A 15,666-nucleotide genomic window follows, 5' to 3' on the forward strand; every position below is an offset into this window, starting at 1 on the left:
GAAAAATAACGCTAATTTAGTCCCAAAGCGCGTGTAGCGCGGGAACGTTATGGGTCAGCTTGAAGAACCGTAAGGAGATGGAGTTGACGGGAATTTTGACATCAAAAACCAATCTGATTATGTAACTGTCTCTTATTGTAAATTTACTTACTTGAAGCCCCCAAGAGCAGGAGGTTCAGGCGGTTCGGATGACCATAGATACTCTAACTTGATCGGCTCTAGAGATGATGCAACTGCCGATCGCGGTAAATTGAGAGTTACTTTCGCTCGTTGCTGGTGGGCTAGTGTTTGCAACGAGAGAATGCCAAGAATTCGTTTTGGAAGAGTGCATATCATTAATAATTATTTCAGCAGTAGTGTGAGCAATAAGTGTGTAGCCGCTGGTTTTGAAGCGAACATTCGTGTGGAGAACAACGTATTCGAAAATGTAAAAACACCAATCGATTTGATGACTGGATTTACTGCTGCTACTGCGGTGGGTAACATTTTCACCAACACTACAGGAAATACTGCGGGTAGCAATACTGCGTTTACAGCTCCTTATTCTATTCCAACGCTTACGGCATCTGCAGTTAAGGCTAATGTTTCAGCTGGAGCAGGAGCAACATTTACAGGAAATGTTTGTGGTTCTTTTTAAGCAATTGAAAAGAATGTAATAGGAAAAGGTGTGGTATCTTTTTCAAGCCCTCAAATGACATAGTTGTTTGAGGGTATTTTTTTGTAGTATAAAAAAATAAAAAACAAAGTTATAGTGGTGGATTTTCGGTTATTCCTATATTTGGAAAGCCCAATCTAGATTTACCATTATGTTGAAAACTTGCCTACTATTACTCTTCTTTTTTAGTTTTGCTGTAGAGCAACCTACATTTTCTGAAAGGAGCACTCCTAAAACAATAGTAGTTCCAGCTTCTTTTTTACCACTTACTTTAGAGGAGCTAACTGCCGATACTATTGTTCCGATTGCAATTTTGGAACAAAAGAGCAAAAATGTTTTTGAAAAATATGGAATCGATTTTCAAGGAAATTGTTATGATTGTGATTTAGCCAACCTCAAAATTTCAAGACAAAAGTTGATTTTTACCAATGTTTGTGATGCTACACAATCCATTGCATTGAAGGTGTTATTCATTAAGAAGCTGAACAATCAAATTATAATTGGTACCCCCAATAGCCAATGGATTTTGTTTAAAGTAGCAAAAGAAGGTGTTTACCAATTGAAAATAGAAGGTAATCGAATGATCAAAGAGGGTTTTAAAGTGAGTGCTTTTTTTACACTAAATAAAAAATTGCGTCAGTTTAAAGTCCATGATTGTGGCGATTTTCAAGGATAGTTTTTCAAGGTATATCAATTTTTTTTAAAATCCCAAAAAAATGTTAAACCTATTTAGCTTTTAAAAGTCTAAATACAAAACAAACCAAATAACCCAAAATAGCCAATTATGAAATACTTACCACTACTTGTATTCGCGATGTTGTTCATAGCATGTGAAAAAAGCGATGATATTCCACAAAATCCTACTGAGCCTTTTTATTATCCACCTACTACAGGAAGTGCTTGGGAAACGAAATCCCTAGCCAGTTTGGGATGGAACCAAAGCGCGGTTCAGCCCTTAAAAGAGTATTTAACTGATAAACATACCAAATCCTTTATGATACTAGTTAATGGAAGAATCGTAATGGAAGAATACTTCAACGGACACACCGCAGCGGCTACTTGGCAATGGAATAGCGCTGGAAAGACTTTGGTGGCTACTACCACGGGAATTGCACAACAAGAAGGCTTGCTTAACATCAACAACAAAGCGTCTCAGTATTTAGGTATTGGATGGACAAGTGAAACATTGGATAAAGAAAATTTGATTACATCGAGACATTTACTGACGATGAGTTCTGGTTTGAATGACGAAAAAGAGCTTGTTATAAAATCAAATTTGACATATTTGGCCGATGCAGGTACAAGATGGTCGTATCATAATGTGTTTCAGAAGTTGATGGATGTAGTGGCTGCGGCTAGTAAACAAGACTTTGAAGTGTATTTCAATGCAAAATTGAAAAACAAAATAGGAATGGATGGTTTCTGGAACTATGGACCTATTTTTAAGATTTATAATAGTTCAACTAGAAGTATGGCTCGATTTGCACTTTTGGCACTTAAAAACGGTAAATGGAATAATGAGCAAATCATTAATGAAGCCTTTTTTAAGGAAAGTATCAGTACCTCTCAAACCATTAATCCTTCTTATGGTTATTTGTGGTGGTTGAATGGAAAATCGAAGTATATGGTTCCGGGTGGGCAAACAGTTTACCAAGGGGCTTTGGTGCCTAATGCACCTGCCGATATGTATGCAGCGATGGGTGCAGAGGACCAACGCATTTATGTGATTCCGAGCAAGAATATGGTGGTGATACGAATGGGTGATATTTCGGATCCTACGAATCCTAATTTTGCACTTTCTGGTTTCGATACGGCACTTTGGGATAAAATAAATGCGGTGATAAAATAATTTGTAATTTTATTTAAAAAGCGACAACAAATCTTGGTTTTGTTATCGCTTTTTTTGTTGTATCCAAACAGAAAACCCTGTGAATCTCTAGACCCGATCGCAGCCGCATCCTTTTGTGCAGCGATAGCTGTACAAAAGATAGAGTGGAGAGCGGGAACGTTACTGGCTGAAACTAACTATTCTTTCGCTCCTAATTGAGACTGCCATGAAACATTTAAAACTGGGATACTATTAGAATTAGTACTTATAACATGATCCTAGCCCTACCCTTTTAGTAAAAAAAATAATCCTAAAAAAAGTGTATAAAACTGATTTTCAATCAATAAAACTAGTATTGTACTATTTATTTTATTATATTTGATTTACATATATAATATTATTGCTGTTTGCCCTGATTTTACCAAATTTTTATTTTTTGCTCAAAAAGTCAATTCTAAATTAGTTTTGATTTTAAACGAAGCTTAAAAAATTTTAAATAATCTAATAAAACCTATATATTATGAAAATCACTATTGTAGGAAGTGGCTATGTTGGTCTTGTAACAGGAGCCTGTTTTTCCGAAGTTGGTATTAATGTTACGTGCGTAGATATAGACCGTAATAAAATAGACAAGCTTAACGACGGAATCATCCCCATTTATGAGCCTGGACTTGAGGATATGATTACCCGAAACATGAAAAAAGGGCGATTACTTTTCACCACAAACATACAAGAAGCCTTAATTGATTCCGAAGTTTTATTTATTTCTGTGGGTACGCCCCCCGATGAAGATGGTAGTGCGGACTTAAAATATGTATTGGCAGTTGCAAGAGATTGCGGGAAATATATTAATGATTACTTATTAGTTGTAACCAAAAGTACTGTGCCTGTTGGAACTTCTCAGAAGGTAAAAGAGGCGCTGCAAGAAGAGTTAGATAAGAGAAAGGTTTCCATAAACTTTGATGTTGCATCTAATCCAGAGTTTTTAAAAGAAGGAGCGGCCATTGATGACTTTTTAAAACCAGATAGAATTGTAGTGGGGCTTGAAAGCGAAAGAGCTCAAGAGTTAATGAAGAGTTTGTACAAGCCGTTTACGCTGAATGGTCATCCAATCATTTTTATGGATATCGTTTCCGCAGAAATGACCAAATATGCAGCAAATGCTATGCTTGCCGCAAAAATTAGTTTTATAAACGACATCGCTAATCTGTGCGAAATTGTTGGAGCTGATATTAATAAAGTCCGTAAGGGAATTGGTTCAGACTCCCGAATCGGAAATAAATTTATATATCCAGGTATTGGTTATGGTGGATCTTGTTTCCCAAAAGATGTACAAGCATTAATTAAAACTGCTGGCGAATACGATTATGAATTACGCGTTTTAAAAGCCGTAGAAGCCGTTAATAATGACCAAAAATTAGTGCTTTTTCATAAAATAATGAAGTATTTTAATGGAGATGTCAAAGGCAAAAATATTGCGCTATGGGGGCTTTCTTTTAAACCACAAACCGATGATATGCGCGAAGCGCCTTCGTTATACATTGTAAAAAATCTACTGAAAGCAGGGGCAATTGTAAAAGCCTACGACCCAATCGCTATCAATGAAGCGAAACATCATTTTGGTGACACCATTTCGTATTACGAAGATCAATATGAAACCCTTATTGATGCTGACTGCTTGGCAATTCTAACCGAATGGCCGGAATTCAAATTTCCAAATTTGAAGATTGTTCAAAAATTACTGAATCGACCTGCAATTTTTGATGGACGTAACATTTACGATAAAGATGAAATGAAACACAACGGTTTTGATTATTTCTGTATTGGAGTGAATACTTCAAAATAGGTAATCTCTCGTAAATAGTAATTCGGTTCTAAAAATACAGGTTATGGCAATGAAAAAAATTTTAGTAACTGGTGGTGCCGGTTTTGTAGGCTCACATTTATGTGAACGTTTATTAAACGAGGGCAATGAAGTGTATTGTTTGGATAATTTTTTTACGGGGCAAAAAAAGAATGTGGTTCATTTGTTAGACAACCCTTATTTTGAATTGATCCGTCACGATGTGACTACTCCATTCTTTATCGAAACGGATGAGATTTACAATCTTGCTTGTCCAGCTTCGCCAATACATTACCAACACAATCCTATAAAAACAATCAAGACCTCTGTGATGGGTGCCATTAATTTGCTAGGACTTGCCAAACGAGTAAATGCTAAAATATTACAAGCATCGACTAGTGAAGTCTATGGAGATCCATTGGTACATCCGCAACCAGAATCGTATTGGGGACATGTAAACCCCATTGGGGAGCGCTCTTGTTATGATGAAGGCAAACGTTGTGCTGAAACATTATTCATTGATTACCACAAACAGAATAATGTCAAAATTAAAATCATAAGAATATTCAATACTTATGGCCCAAGAATGGATCCTAATGACGGAAGGGTTGTTTCCAATTTTATTGTTCAAGCTTTACAAAATCAAGATATCACTATCTACGGAAAAGGACAGCAAACCAGAAGTTTTCAGTATGTAGATGATTTAGTGGAAGGAATGATAAAATTGATGGCTACACCAGATCATTTTACCGGTCCAGTCAATGTGGGCAATCCAAATGAGTTTACCATTCTTGAATTGGCCGAAAAAGTGATACAATTAACGGGTTCAAAATCAAAATTAATCTACCAACCCTTGCCTTCTGATGACCCAATGATGCGCCAACCAGATATAACGATTGCCAAAAAAGAGTTAGACTGGTCTCCAAAAATTCAATTAGACGAGGGCTTAATTGAAACGATAAAGTTTTTTGAATCAATAATTTAAATGAGTTTTTTGAAGAGTACTACTTAAAAAAATCCTGTTATGAAATTATATAATCTTCAATTGGTTGAAAAAATGTGCAGAGGCAATCAAGAACAGATTGCAAAGATGGCTGAAGTATTTGTAGAACAAATTATAGATGCTATAAACGAGATAGAAGCGGCCTATACAGAAAAGGATTTTATAAAAATCGTTAGATTATCGCATAAGATAAAACCAACCTTGGCTTACTTTGGAACGGATGAATTAGCAGAGGAATTTCTTCTTACCGAAGATTTATTGTCTAATGAAATTACTGCACCAGAAGTAGATATGAAAATTGCATCACTAAAGTTGATTGCACAGGAAGTAGTAGTTCAAATGAAAAATGATTTTAATATAACGAATACCTAAACTTATGAAGAAAAAGATATTAGTAGTAGATGATGAAATAAGCATTTGCTTGTTATTGCAAAATTTTCTTTCTCAGGATTATGAAATTATAACAATACACGATCCTATAGAAGCGCTTCAATGGCTTGATGAGAGTCTTCCTGATTTAATAATTAGTGATATCCAAATGACAAATATGGATGGTTATGAGTTTTTGACTAAGGTCAGACAACGTGGATTTACCAAACATACGCCATTTATTATGTTATCGGGTAAGTCAGAAAGTAAAGAGCGAATAAAGTGTTATAGACTGGGGGCTCAAGATTACCTGACCAAACCCTTCAATCCAGAAGAATTGGAAGAATTGGTCAAGAAAAATATCTACCCCATTCATTTTGCCATAGAATGGTGAGAAATTTAGCAATGTTCGCAATTTAAATTAAGTCCTTATGAACTCAAATCTAACAATTTTATATATCGGTAGCACTGCAGAATATTTTAATCAAAAAGAATTTGAAAATTGGACTATAACTGTGATAGAAAATAGTGTTAAGGCTACAAAATTTCTTCAGTCTCACAAAAATATAGATGCTATACTTTGTGATTATAATTTGCCAGGGAACAACGGAATATTTCTTTATGATTGGATTAGAGCACAAAGTGAATATGACGCTATTCCCTTTGTATTGCTTGTTAAAGATTTTAATCCAGAGCTCTATAAAACAGCATTTATAAAGCAAATTGATGATTTTTATGTCATTTCAAATACAGCTGCAAGCGCTATTTTAAATAGAGTTGCATTTTTATCCCTACATAGAAAACCAAAAAACAAAAAAGAAACAGTCCTAGATTTCAGAGAGGAAATGTATAAAATGCCGTTGTCAAAACGCATATTCGACATTTTTGTAGCCTCATCGGTCCTTATTGTAGCGTCACCATTTTTACTACTTGTTATTGCCGCTATCCGACTTGAATCCAAAGGTAAAGTATATTACATCTCAAAACGTGTGGGTAGAAAAACTTTCGATTTTTACAAATTAAGGTCCATGCGGACAGGATCAGACGAGCTCCTAAAAAAACTCGCAGTTGAAAAAAATCAATATAAAAAAGAAGAAACTAAGTCATCCGATAATCCATTAGATATTCCTTGTCCTAGATGCAGTATGCTACCCGAAGGGCAGACCTGCTCTTCCCTTATGTATATAGACACACACGAAATATGTGATTATTGGTTTACTGTTCAAAAAAAGGAAGCTGCCAAAAATAATTCAACTTTTGTGAAAATTGTGAATGATCCTCGAGTTACAAAAGTGGGTAAGTTTATCAGAAATACCAGTATTGATGAGCTACCTCAATTGATCAATGTATTAAAAGGCGATATGTCAATTGTAGGCAACAGGCCTTTGCCGCTTTATGAAGCAGAAATGCTAACAGGAGATGATTTATCTAAACGTTTTTTAGCACCTCCAGGAATTACAGGTTTATGGCAAGTAGAACTAAGAGGAAAAGGCGGAAAAATGTCTGAAGAAGAAAGAATGCGCCTCGATAATGAATATGCAGATCAATTTAAGGGAGATAACTATTCTTTTTGGTACGATATGAAACTCATTTTAAGAACTATTCCAGCACTGCTTCAAAAAGGTTCTGTTTAATACCTATGATCTGACCCTAATTTAATTATGAAAAAACAACTTAAAATAATATCCATTATTAGTGTTTTTGTTTTATGCTTGCATAACACGCAAGCTCAAACCGTTCAAAATAAAGACACTTTACTAACCGGTAGTGAGTTTTACTTTCCGCCGCTAAAAGTGGTTATAGATTCTGTATTGAAAAGAAATGCAATGGTCAAGTTTAGAAAGAATCACGTTGGTGTAAAAGAATCTACTCTAGCATCAGAACGTATTTTTTGGACAAGAAATATTGGTGTACAAGTAGATGGTAGATATGGTACTTTAAATAATTTCTCAAATAATGATGATGGGGTTTCTAATACTGCCTTTTCAACACTTTCCACTCAATACAATTATAGTGTGGGGATGTATCTAAAATTTCCAGTGTTTGATATGTTAAACAGAAAGAATCAACTCAAACTAGCGAGACTCGAAATTGAAGAAGCCAAAAATATGACCAAATTTCAAGAAGATGAAATACGGCAAACGGTTATTAGGATGTATCAAGACGTTATTTTGAAGCAACGATTATTGCAAATACGATCTAAAAACTTTGGCAACGGAAAAGTAAACATGGAAATGGTTGAAAAAGAATTTAGAAATGGTGTGGTACCCGTTGCAGAATATGTGCGAATAACTAGTATTACTGCTAATCTTGAGGCCGATTATGAATCCGCAAAGTCAGAATTTATAATTGCAAAACAATTACTCGAAGACATGTCAGGACTCGTGTTCGATTTAATAAATTAATTAAGAAAGATGAAAATAATTGATTTTGTACGATTGATTTTAAAGCATCTGCTGCTCCTACTACTGGTTCCATTAGTACTTGCTTCATTGGTAATTTTACTTACCAAGAACCCATCTTTTGAATATTCTTCTCAAACGGTTTTATACACGGGTATCGCGACGGGTTCTTCTATTGAAATGGATAAAACATTCAATTATCAAGCATCGAACGCCGCTTTTGATAATTTGATTAATATTATAAACTCTCGCGAAACTCAAGAAGAAGTTGCCGTTAGGTTATTAGCACAACATTTGATGCTCCCAGAAGCCAATCCGAGATACATATCCAAAACGTTTTATGACCAATTAAGAAGCAAAGTACCAGCTTCCTTGTATAAATATGTAGTGCACGAAAATAAAGCAGTGCCTTCTTCAATGGAAATAAATGATCCAGATAAAGCATTATTTCCCCCTGAAATCAATAGAGCAGATTACGAAAAAACCGTTAAAAATTTAATGGATTTAATGAAGAGTAGCAATACTAATTATGTATATGAACTATTAAATTATGGAAAAGATGATCATTATTCTATCAAAGCAATTGCTAAAGTAAGCGCTCTAAGAATTTCAAATAGTGATTTAATAAAGTTAAGTTATACGGTAAATGATCCGGGTATTTGCCAGCAAACGCTCGCTATTTATAATCTAGTTTGTATTGTTAATTATAAATACATTAAGGGAAATAGATCTGATGCAGTGGTAAAATATTTCGAAGCTCAGCTAGAAAATGCTAGACAAAAATTAACAGCAGCTGAAGATATTCTTTTGGAGTTTAATAAATCTTCTAATATCATCAACTACTACGAACAGAGTAAGGCTGTTGCGGTAGTTAAAGAAGATATGGATGTGGATTACAATAAAAAAATAGCTGATTTAGCTGGGATCCAAGCATCGACTATACGATTGGAAGAAAAGTTAAAAATTCAAGAGGCCATCCAACTTAAGACCAATGCAATTCTGGATAAAAAGAAACAAATCGGAGACCTTAACTACAAAATAGCTTTAATAAAGGCGAGATTCGAATCGACGAATAATGAAAGCGATTTGGCAAAAATAGAAGAGCTAAATAAAAAAGCCGAAGCCTTATCCAATGATATAAAAAGAAATGTTGCTGAGTTGTATTCCTATCAAAATTCTATAGATGGTTTGCCTGTTACTAAAATACTTCCAGATTGGATAAATAATGTAGTCGAAGCAGATAATATTAAAGCAAAAATTAAAGTTATAAACGGGCAAAACAAAGAGTTTCAGAAAAAATATGCCAATTATGCTCCAGCAGGCGCAACGATTAAAAGAATTGAGCGTGAGATTTCGGTATTTGAGCAAGGGTATTTAGAGATTCTGCACGGATTAAATTTAGCGAAACTAAAACTACAAGACAGTGAGCTTACCTCTAATTTGAAAGCCATTGATCCTCCATATTATCCCTTATCGCCAAACCCAACCAAACGAGCGCTATTAGTTATTGCAGCGGCCATTTTAGGAGGGCTAATTACATTGGCAATTATTTTCATAATGGAGTATTTTGATGATACTTTGAAGAATGCTAAAGTAGCCAGTAAAAAGTTAGGCTTGAATTCTTTGGGGATGATGCCTAAGTTAATAATAGATCCAGGCAGCGTCAATTTACCCTACATTCAAAAAAGATTAACTGAGATCATTACACAAAATGTGTTGCAATATTTTGGGACACATCCTTCAGAGAATAAGACAAAAACCATCATTGTCTTTAGCACTCAAAAACAAGAGGGGAAAACGGTAATGGCAGGAAACATTGCCAGAACATTGAAAAATGAAGGTAAAGAAGTCGTGATGCTTACGTATGAAGGCGCAAAAAAAATAGTAAGACAACATCCGAAGTTTTCTGGACTAAATAAATTTTTAGGTTATGCAGACCCTAGAATAGATTATGGCAATCCATTTTTAGCCGATGTTTCTAGTTATCTGAATGAGACCGAGTATTATACTTATGCAATAAACAATACCTTTTATAACGCTCAAAACTATTCCGATATTTTAAATCAAAATGGCATTACGCTCAATTGTGTTCCCGATTTTGTAATTATTGAGTTACCTCCCTTTATTGATTATATCTATCCAACAGAATTAATAAATCAAGCCGATTTGAACATCCTCGTATGTCGCTCTAATCGAGTGTGGTCAGATGCCGATCAACTAGCAATGAAAAATATAATGGAAACAGTCGCTTCAAAAATTAATTTTATTATTAATGGAGTGCATATCAATGAAGTGGAATCCATTTTAGGGGAATTGCCTAAAAAACGAAGTTTATTACGAAGGAAATTAAAATCAATGTTCAAATTTCAATTTTTTTCTAAAGCCCAAATCTAAAATAAACTAATGAAAACGCTCAAAAAGATAATGCGAGAAGATAATTTTCTGTCCTTGACAGGGAATCTTGTCATTGCCGTTTTGGGTATTGCAGGTTTTGCATTATTAGCGAGAAGTTTATCTCTGGATGTTTTTGGGCAATGGGTGTTATTTATTACCGGCGGGTCTTTTGTAGAAATGTTTAGATTTGGTATTACGAATAATGGTTTAATTCGTTTTTTATCGGGTGCAGACGCTTCGTCGCGAATGGAACTTATTGGTTCTAATGCTTTGATTGGTTTGGTGGCCACTCTTGCAATAGCATTTATTTTGGTTTTGTGCTATGTGCTATTCAATGAAGTAATTAGTGCTTCTGGATACCATCTATTTTTTAAATGGTATCCATTATTAGCTTTTCTAAATCTTCCTTGGAATAATGCTCTTGTTGTCTTGCAAGCCGACAGAGCATACGGAAAAATACTGCTGTTAAAATCAATTAATAGCGGCCTATTCTTCTTGGTGATTTTAACTAATTTTTTCTTAGAGTTGTTGACATTAGATCAATTAGTAATAGCAATGCTTATCATCAACGCCTTGACATCATTCATAAGTATAGTTTTAGGTTGGGATGGTACCAAATTTATTTTAAAAGCCAATAGTAAAACGAATAGAACGTTATTAGACTTTGGAAAATATACAACGTTCACATTAATTGGTACCAACTTGTTAAGAAGTGCCGATACCATAATTATCAGTTTGAGTCCATTAGGGAGTGCCGCTGTTGCGTTGTATAGTATTCCGTTAAAATTGACAGAATTACAGCAGATTCCGCTTCGTAGTTTTGTGGCTACTGCCTTCCCTAAAATGTCTAAGGCTAGTGTTCAAGGAAAGGTTGAAGAAGTAAGGGATTTGTTCTACACCTACTCTGGAGCTCTAACGTATCTTTTTGCTGGACTGAGTGTATTCACATTTGTGTTTGCTGAATTCTTTGTGTTAGTAATAAGTGGAAGGCAATATTTAGAAACGGATCCTCAAACTGGGTTTAATGTTGTCAATATTGTTCGAGTATTTTCTATTTACGGATTGTTATTGCCTATTGATAGAATGACAGGTATTGGCTTAGATAGCGTTAATAAACCAAAAATTAATGCCATAAAGGTATTCGTTATGGTTTTGGCAAATATTATTGGAGATTGTATCGCCATTTTTATATTCAAATCGTTGCTGCTAGTTGCTGTTGCCTCAATAATTTTCACTTTAATAGGCATTTGGATGGGAATGTATTTCCTAGACAAAGAACTGACTTTGACCTATAGAGAAATTTTCTCAAGTGGAATTAATTTTTACCGGAGCCTTATTCATAAAGCGACGAATACGAATCTGAAGGAATCATAAAAAAATTTAAAAATAAATAAATTGAACACAAGCAGTAATAATATAAATCCCTTTGATAAAGCGTCTGGTTCTGCTAGTTTGTCTAGCCTGAAGGGACTTGTGTTATTGCTTGTAACGGTAGTGATCATCGCATTATTAATTGCGAAATTAAAAACAGTAGGAATAGGCCTTTTAATTGCACTACCATTTTTGGTTTTTTATCTGTATAAATTGTTTACAAATCCTATTCTGGGATTTTATACGGCTATTGGACTTAATTTTTTGATACTTGGTTTAACTCGCTATATAACTGGATTGCCTTTAGGTTTTGCAATAGATGGCGTCATGATTTTGACTTTTTTAGCGGTAATTTTTTCTAGATTTAGAGAAAAGGTGGATTGGTCTCCTGCTAATAAAGACATTACCTTTTTTGCAGGGATTTGGTTATTGTATTGCATTTTTCAATTGGTAAACCCAGAAGCCCAAAGTGTTGAGGCTTGGATTGCGGGTAGAGGTCTTGGATTTTATTTCTTTTTCTTTTTAGTGCTCACCTTTTTATTCATCGATACTCATAAAAAGTTAGACATGTTATTATATGTCTGGGGCGTTTTTTCAATAATTGCCACGCTGAATGGAATGAAGCAGTTGTTCATCGGAGTAGATGCTGCCGAACAAGCTTGGTTAGATGCTGGTGCCAATCAGACTCATGTGCTTTTTGGCAAATTAAGGGTTTTTTCATTTTTCAGTGATGCAGGTCAATTTGGAGGAAATCAAGGATATACAGGTGTAGTGGCTATTATTTATGCCATGTCAAAAAAAGGTTTTGCTAAAGTATTTCTTATCGTCGTTGGAGTTTTAGGACTATATGGAATGATCATATCCGGAACTAGAGGTGCTATCGGTGTTCCTTTAGCCGGATTTATGACATTTTTTGTATTAAGAAAAAACATCAAAGTGCTGCTATTTGGGGTACTAATTATTGCCATGTTTTTTGTTTTTTTCAAGTACACATCCATTGGCAATGGGAATGACCAAATACGACGAATGCGAACTGCGTTTGATCCCAATGAGCCCTCGTTGCAAGTACGATTGAACAATCAAAAAATACTGAAAGCTTATTTAGCATCAAGACCATTTGGAGGAGGGATTGGTCATGCAGGTGACAAAGCGCAACGGTTTTTGCCCAATGCTTTTCTCTCTCATGTAGCTACAGATAGCTGGTACGTTTTGATTTGGGCAGAATTAGGTATTGTGGGCTTGCTATTTCATTTGTTTATTTTGTTTTTTGTTATAGGCAAAGCCTCTTATAAAGTCATGTTTACCATTCGAGACCCCATAACGAAGCTGAAGATGAGTGCACTAATTTCTGGAATGGCGGGTGTTATGGCAGCTTCTTATGGTAATGCTGTTTTGGGACAAATGCCAACGGCTTTGCTCATTTATGCAACTATGGCGATTATATCCAATCCTGAAATTTTTGAAAAAGACCAACAAAAGAATCAACCTGAATTGAGTACAGCATAAGATTTATAAAATAGCAATTACTATGTAAAGCCAAACGAATAAACCCTTAAACCCAAAAGCTATGTACTATAGAAATGTAAAAGATCTAAATAATATCATCCTTCAGCGATTAAGTATCATTCCTCGTGATTTTGATTTAATTGTTGGTGTTCCAAGAAGTGGGATGCTTCCAGCAAATTTATTGGCCTTATATCTAAATAGACCCTACACTGATATTCACTCTTTTTTGAATGGACATATTTATAAAGCGGGAGCTAGAGGTCAGTTTTTTGATATTTCTGAATTTAAAAATGTACTTGTGGTCGATGACAGTATTGCTTCGGGTGCTGCAATGGTTGAGGTTAAAGAAAATTTAAAACATCTCAATGATCAATTCAATATAAAATATTGTGCGATTTATGTCATTCCAGGGAAAGAAAAAATGGTCGACTATTTTTTTGAAACCGTCCCGTTACCAAGATATTTTCAGTGGAATATTCTCAATCATACCACTCTAGAGAAAGCCTGCTTTGACATAGATGGGGTTTTGTGTGCAGATCCTTTGCCAGAACAAAATGACGATGGAGAAAAATACATTGATTTTATTTTGAATGCTCCACCATTGTTTATACCGGGAAGCAAAATCGGAACTATTGTTACTTCTCGTCTTGAAAAATTCCGCAAAGAAACCGAAACTTGGTTAGCGGCAAACAACATCAAATACAATGATTTAGTAATGCTGGATTTGCCCAATATGGAAGCCAGACAGCGAGCCAATAATCACGGAGATCACAAAGCAAAAACCTATTTATCAAAACCTTACGTACTTTTTATTGAAAGCGAATACCATCAGGCTGTAGAAATAAATAGACTGTCAAAAAAACCGGTTTTATGTACTGCTAATTTTGAAATGATTTTCGAATCGGAATCTTTCATGTATAATCTCAAAAGCGGCAAACACCTTCCTTTTTTAAGAAAATACGCTTTGAAAGTGAGAGATTTATTGAAGAAGTTTAAATAAGAAAATGAATAAAGCACCAACAAATTTTAATTAAAAAATTTAAATTATGCTTCTATTTAATATCATACAAATTGTTCTGCTACTCCTTTTGGGTTTGGCGACTTTATACATTTTACTGTTTTCAATAGCAAGCTTATTTTATAGACAAAAGAAATATTCTGATAACGGAAATTTAAAAAAAATAGCGGTGCTTATTCCAGGCTATAGAGAAGATGAAGTAATTATTGAAGTGGCAAACGCTGCTTTACATCAAGACTATCCGTCTACCCATTATGATGTGGTAATCATTGCCGATTCTTTTCAAGAAGAAACAATTTCAGCCTTAAAAACGTTACCCATAATCGTTATTGAAGTAAGTTTTGAAAAAAGCACAAAATCTAAAGCGTTGAATAAAGCCATGGCAACCCTTGAAAGGGATTATGATATTGCTGTGGTTTTAGATGCTGATAATGTGATGGCACATGATTTTTTGAGTAAAGTAAATGCTGCTATCGAACAAGGATTTGTTGCCGTACAAGGCCATCGAACAGCAAAAAATATGAATAACTCTTGGGCTATTCTTGACGCCATTAGTGAAGAAATTAACAATAATATTTTCAGAAAGGGGCATCGTGTTTTAGGATTATCTTCAGCAATAATAGGTTCTGGAATGGCTTTTCAGTACCATTATTTTAAAACACTCATGGCAAGCGCTACCGCTGTTGGGGGATTTGATAAAGAAATTGAACTCAAAATGCTTAAAGAAGGACATACCATTGTCTATCTTGATGATGCGGTAGTTTTTGATGAAAAAATTCAAAAAGCTGAGGTGTTTGGCAATCAACGACGCAGATGGTTGTCCGCACAATTGCATTACTTTAGAAATGATATTTTGACTGCCACTAAACACTTATTGCTCAAAGGCAATGTCGATTATTTTGATAAAGCCATTCAATTTATTCAGCCTCCGAGAATATTATTACTCGGAGCCGTTATACTGTGCAGCGTTAGTTTTGTGATGCTAAACTACTGGCTAGATAATCAAAATTCCTATTCGAATTATTGGGTGGTCTTGTTAATAGCCTGTGTGATGTCTTTTGTTTTCTCTGTGCCAAAATCCTTTTACAATCGCAAAACATTGAAAGCATTAATGAGTTTGCCAAAAGGAATGTTCATGATGTTGTTGTCTCTACTAAAAATAAAAGGAGCCAATAAAACATTTATTCATACCAAACATGGTTCTACTTCTTAAGAAAAGAAAACCGTTAGTATGAAATGTGCATAATGGAAGTGTAAGGCAAAGGCCGATTATGATT

13 protein-coding genes and 1 pseudogene are annotated in these 15,666 nt (G+C 34.8%); all 14 read left to right on the forward strand.

Going from position 1 to position 15,666, the window contains the following annotated elements; genetic code table 11:
* Window positions 1-76 precede the first annotated feature (76 nt).
* Window positions 77-637, forward strand: a pseudogene (locus AO58_RS0115970) (pectate lyase family protein); the annotation flags it as partial.
* 169 nt (window positions 638-806) lie between these two features.
* Window positions 807-1,331 (forward strand): hypothetical protein, encoded by a 525-nt coding sequence (locus AO58_RS0115975; protein WP_024982652.1) that lies wholly within the window; start codon window positions 807-809, stop codon window positions 1,329-1,331.
* Window positions 1,332-1,439: 108 nt separating this feature from the next.
* A complete protein-coding gene (locus AO58_RS0115980; RefSeq protein ID WP_024982653.1) occupies window positions 1,440-2,504 on the forward strand; it encodes a serine hydrolase domain-containing protein in 1,065 nt (354 codons plus the stop codon).
* 499 nt (window positions 2,505-3,003) lie between these two features.
* Window positions 3,004-4,329, forward strand: a complete 1,326-nt coding sequence (locus tag AO58_RS0115985) for a UDP-glucose dehydrogenase family protein (protein WP_024982654.1) — start codon at window positions 3,004-3,006, stop codon at window positions 4,327-4,329.
* A 49-nt stretch (window positions 4,330-4,378) separates the two neighbouring features.
* Window positions 4,379-5,311, forward strand: a complete 933-nt coding sequence (locus AO58_RS0115990) for a UDP-glucuronic acid decarboxylase family protein (RefSeq protein WP_024982655.1) — start codon at window positions 4,379-4,381, stop codon at window positions 5,309-5,311.
* 39 nt (window positions 5,312-5,350) lie between these two features.
* A complete protein-coding gene (locus AO58_RS0115995; RefSeq protein ID WP_024982656.1) occupies window positions 5,351-5,701 on the forward strand; it encodes an Hpt domain-containing protein in 351 nt (116 codons plus the stop codon).
* 4 nt (window positions 5,702-5,705) lie between these two features.
* Window positions 5,706-6,092, forward strand: a complete 387-nt coding sequence (locus AO58_RS0116000) for a response regulator (protein WP_024982657.1) — start codon at window positions 5,706-5,708, stop codon at window positions 6,090-6,092.
* Window positions 6,093-6,129: 37 nt separating this feature from the next.
* Complete coding sequence (locus tag AO58_RS18395) at window positions 6,130-7,332, forward strand: sugar transferase (RefSeq protein ID WP_024982658.1); 1,203 nt, start codon at window positions 6,130-6,132, stop codon at window positions 7,330-7,332.
* Between the two features lie 27 nt (window positions 7,333-7,359).
* Window positions 7,360-8,103 carry a TolC family protein gene (locus AO58_RS0116010; RefSeq protein WP_024982659.1) on the forward strand — a complete coding sequence of 248 codons (744 nt, stop codon included), beginning with the start codon at window positions 7,360-7,362 and terminating at the stop codon, window positions 8,101-8,103.
* A gap of 9 nt (window positions 8,104-8,112) precedes the next feature.
* Window positions 8,113-10,494: a GumC family protein gene (locus tag AO58_RS0116015; RefSeq protein ID WP_024982660.1), complete on the forward strand. Its 2,382-nt coding sequence runs from the start codon at window positions 8,113-8,115 to the stop codon at window positions 10,492-10,494.
* Window positions 10,495-10,503: 9 nt separating this feature from the next.
* On the forward strand, window positions 10,504-11,868 hold the full coding sequence (locus tag AO58_RS0116020) for a lipopolysaccharide biosynthesis protein (RefSeq protein ID WP_024982661.1): 1,365 nt from the start codon (window positions 10,504-10,506) through the stop codon (window positions 11,866-11,868).
* Window positions 11,869-11,889: 21 nt separating this feature from the next.
* The gene (locus AO58_RS0116025) at window positions 11,890-13,371 is read left to right on the forward strand and encodes an O-antigen ligase family protein (protein WP_139225587.1); all 1,482 of its coding nucleotides are present in this window, start codon (window positions 11,890-11,892) and stop codon (window positions 13,369-13,371) included.
* 61 nt (window positions 13,372-13,432) lie between these two features.
* The gene (locus AO58_RS0116030) at window positions 13,433-14,371 is read left to right on the forward strand and encodes a phosphoribosyltransferase (RefSeq protein ID WP_024982663.1); all 939 of its coding nucleotides are present in this window, start codon (window positions 13,433-13,435) and stop codon (window positions 14,369-14,371) included.
* Window positions 14,372-14,417: 46 nt separating this feature from the next.
* Complete coding sequence (locus AO58_RS0116035; RefSeq protein WP_024982664.1) at window positions 14,418-15,602, forward strand: glycosyltransferase family 2 protein; 1,185 nt, start codon at window positions 14,418-14,420, stop codon at window positions 15,600-15,602.
* Window positions 15,603-15,666: the final 64 nt, after the last annotated feature.

The sequence above is a fragment of the Flavobacterium succinicans LMG 10402 genome (assembly GCF_000611675.1).
In the GTDB taxonomy this organism is placed as follows: Bacteria; Bacteroidota; Bacteroidia; order Flavobacteriales; family Flavobacteriaceae; genus Flavobacterium; species Flavobacterium succinicans.

Bases quoted from the DNA above. Each gene is read 5' to 3' on its own strand.
- AO58_RS0115975 (WP_024982652.1), top strand. From the start codon at position 807: ATGTTGAAAACTTGCCTACTATTACTCTTCTTTTTTAGTTTTGCTGTA.
- AO58_RS0115980 (WP_024982653.1), top strand. From the start codon at position 1,440: ATGAAATACTTACCACTACTTGTATTCGCGATGTTGTTCATAGCATGT.
- AO58_RS0115985 (WP_024982654.1), top strand. From the start codon at position 3,004: ATGAAAATCACTATTGTAGGAAGTGGCTATGTTGGTCTTGTAACAGGA.
- AO58_RS0115990 (WP_024982655.1), top strand. From the start codon at position 4,379: ATGAAAAAAATTTTAGTAACTGGTGGTGCCGGTTTTGTAGGCTCACAT.
- AO58_RS0115995 (WP_024982656.1), top strand. From the start codon at position 5,351: ATGAAATTATATAATCTTCAATTGGTTGAAAAAATGTGCAGAGGCAAT.
- AO58_RS0116000 (WP_024982657.1), top strand. From the start codon at position 5,706: ATGAAGAAAAAGATATTAGTAGTAGATGATGAAATAAGCATTTGCTTG.
- AO58_RS18395 (WP_024982658.1), top strand. From the start codon at position 6,130: ATGAACTCAAATCTAACAATTTTATATATCGGTAGCACTGCAGAATAT.
- AO58_RS0116010 (WP_024982659.1), top strand. From the start codon at position 7,360: ATGAAAAAACAACTTAAAATAATATCCATTATTAGTGTTTTTGTTTTA.
- AO58_RS0116015 (WP_024982660.1), top strand. From the start codon at position 8,113: ATGAAAATAATTGATTTTGTACGATTGATTTTAAAGCATCTGCTGCTC.
- AO58_RS0116020 (WP_024982661.1), top strand. From the start codon at position 10,504: ATGAAAACGCTCAAAAAGATAATGCGAGAAGATAATTTTCTGTCCTTG.
- AO58_RS0116030 (WP_024982663.1), top strand. From the start codon at position 13,433: ATGTACTATAGAAATGTAAAAGATCTAAATAATATCATCCTTCAGCGA.
- AO58_RS0116035 (WP_024982664.1), top strand. From the start codon at position 14,418: ATGCTTCTATTTAATATCATACAAATTGTTCTGCTACTCCTTTTGGGT.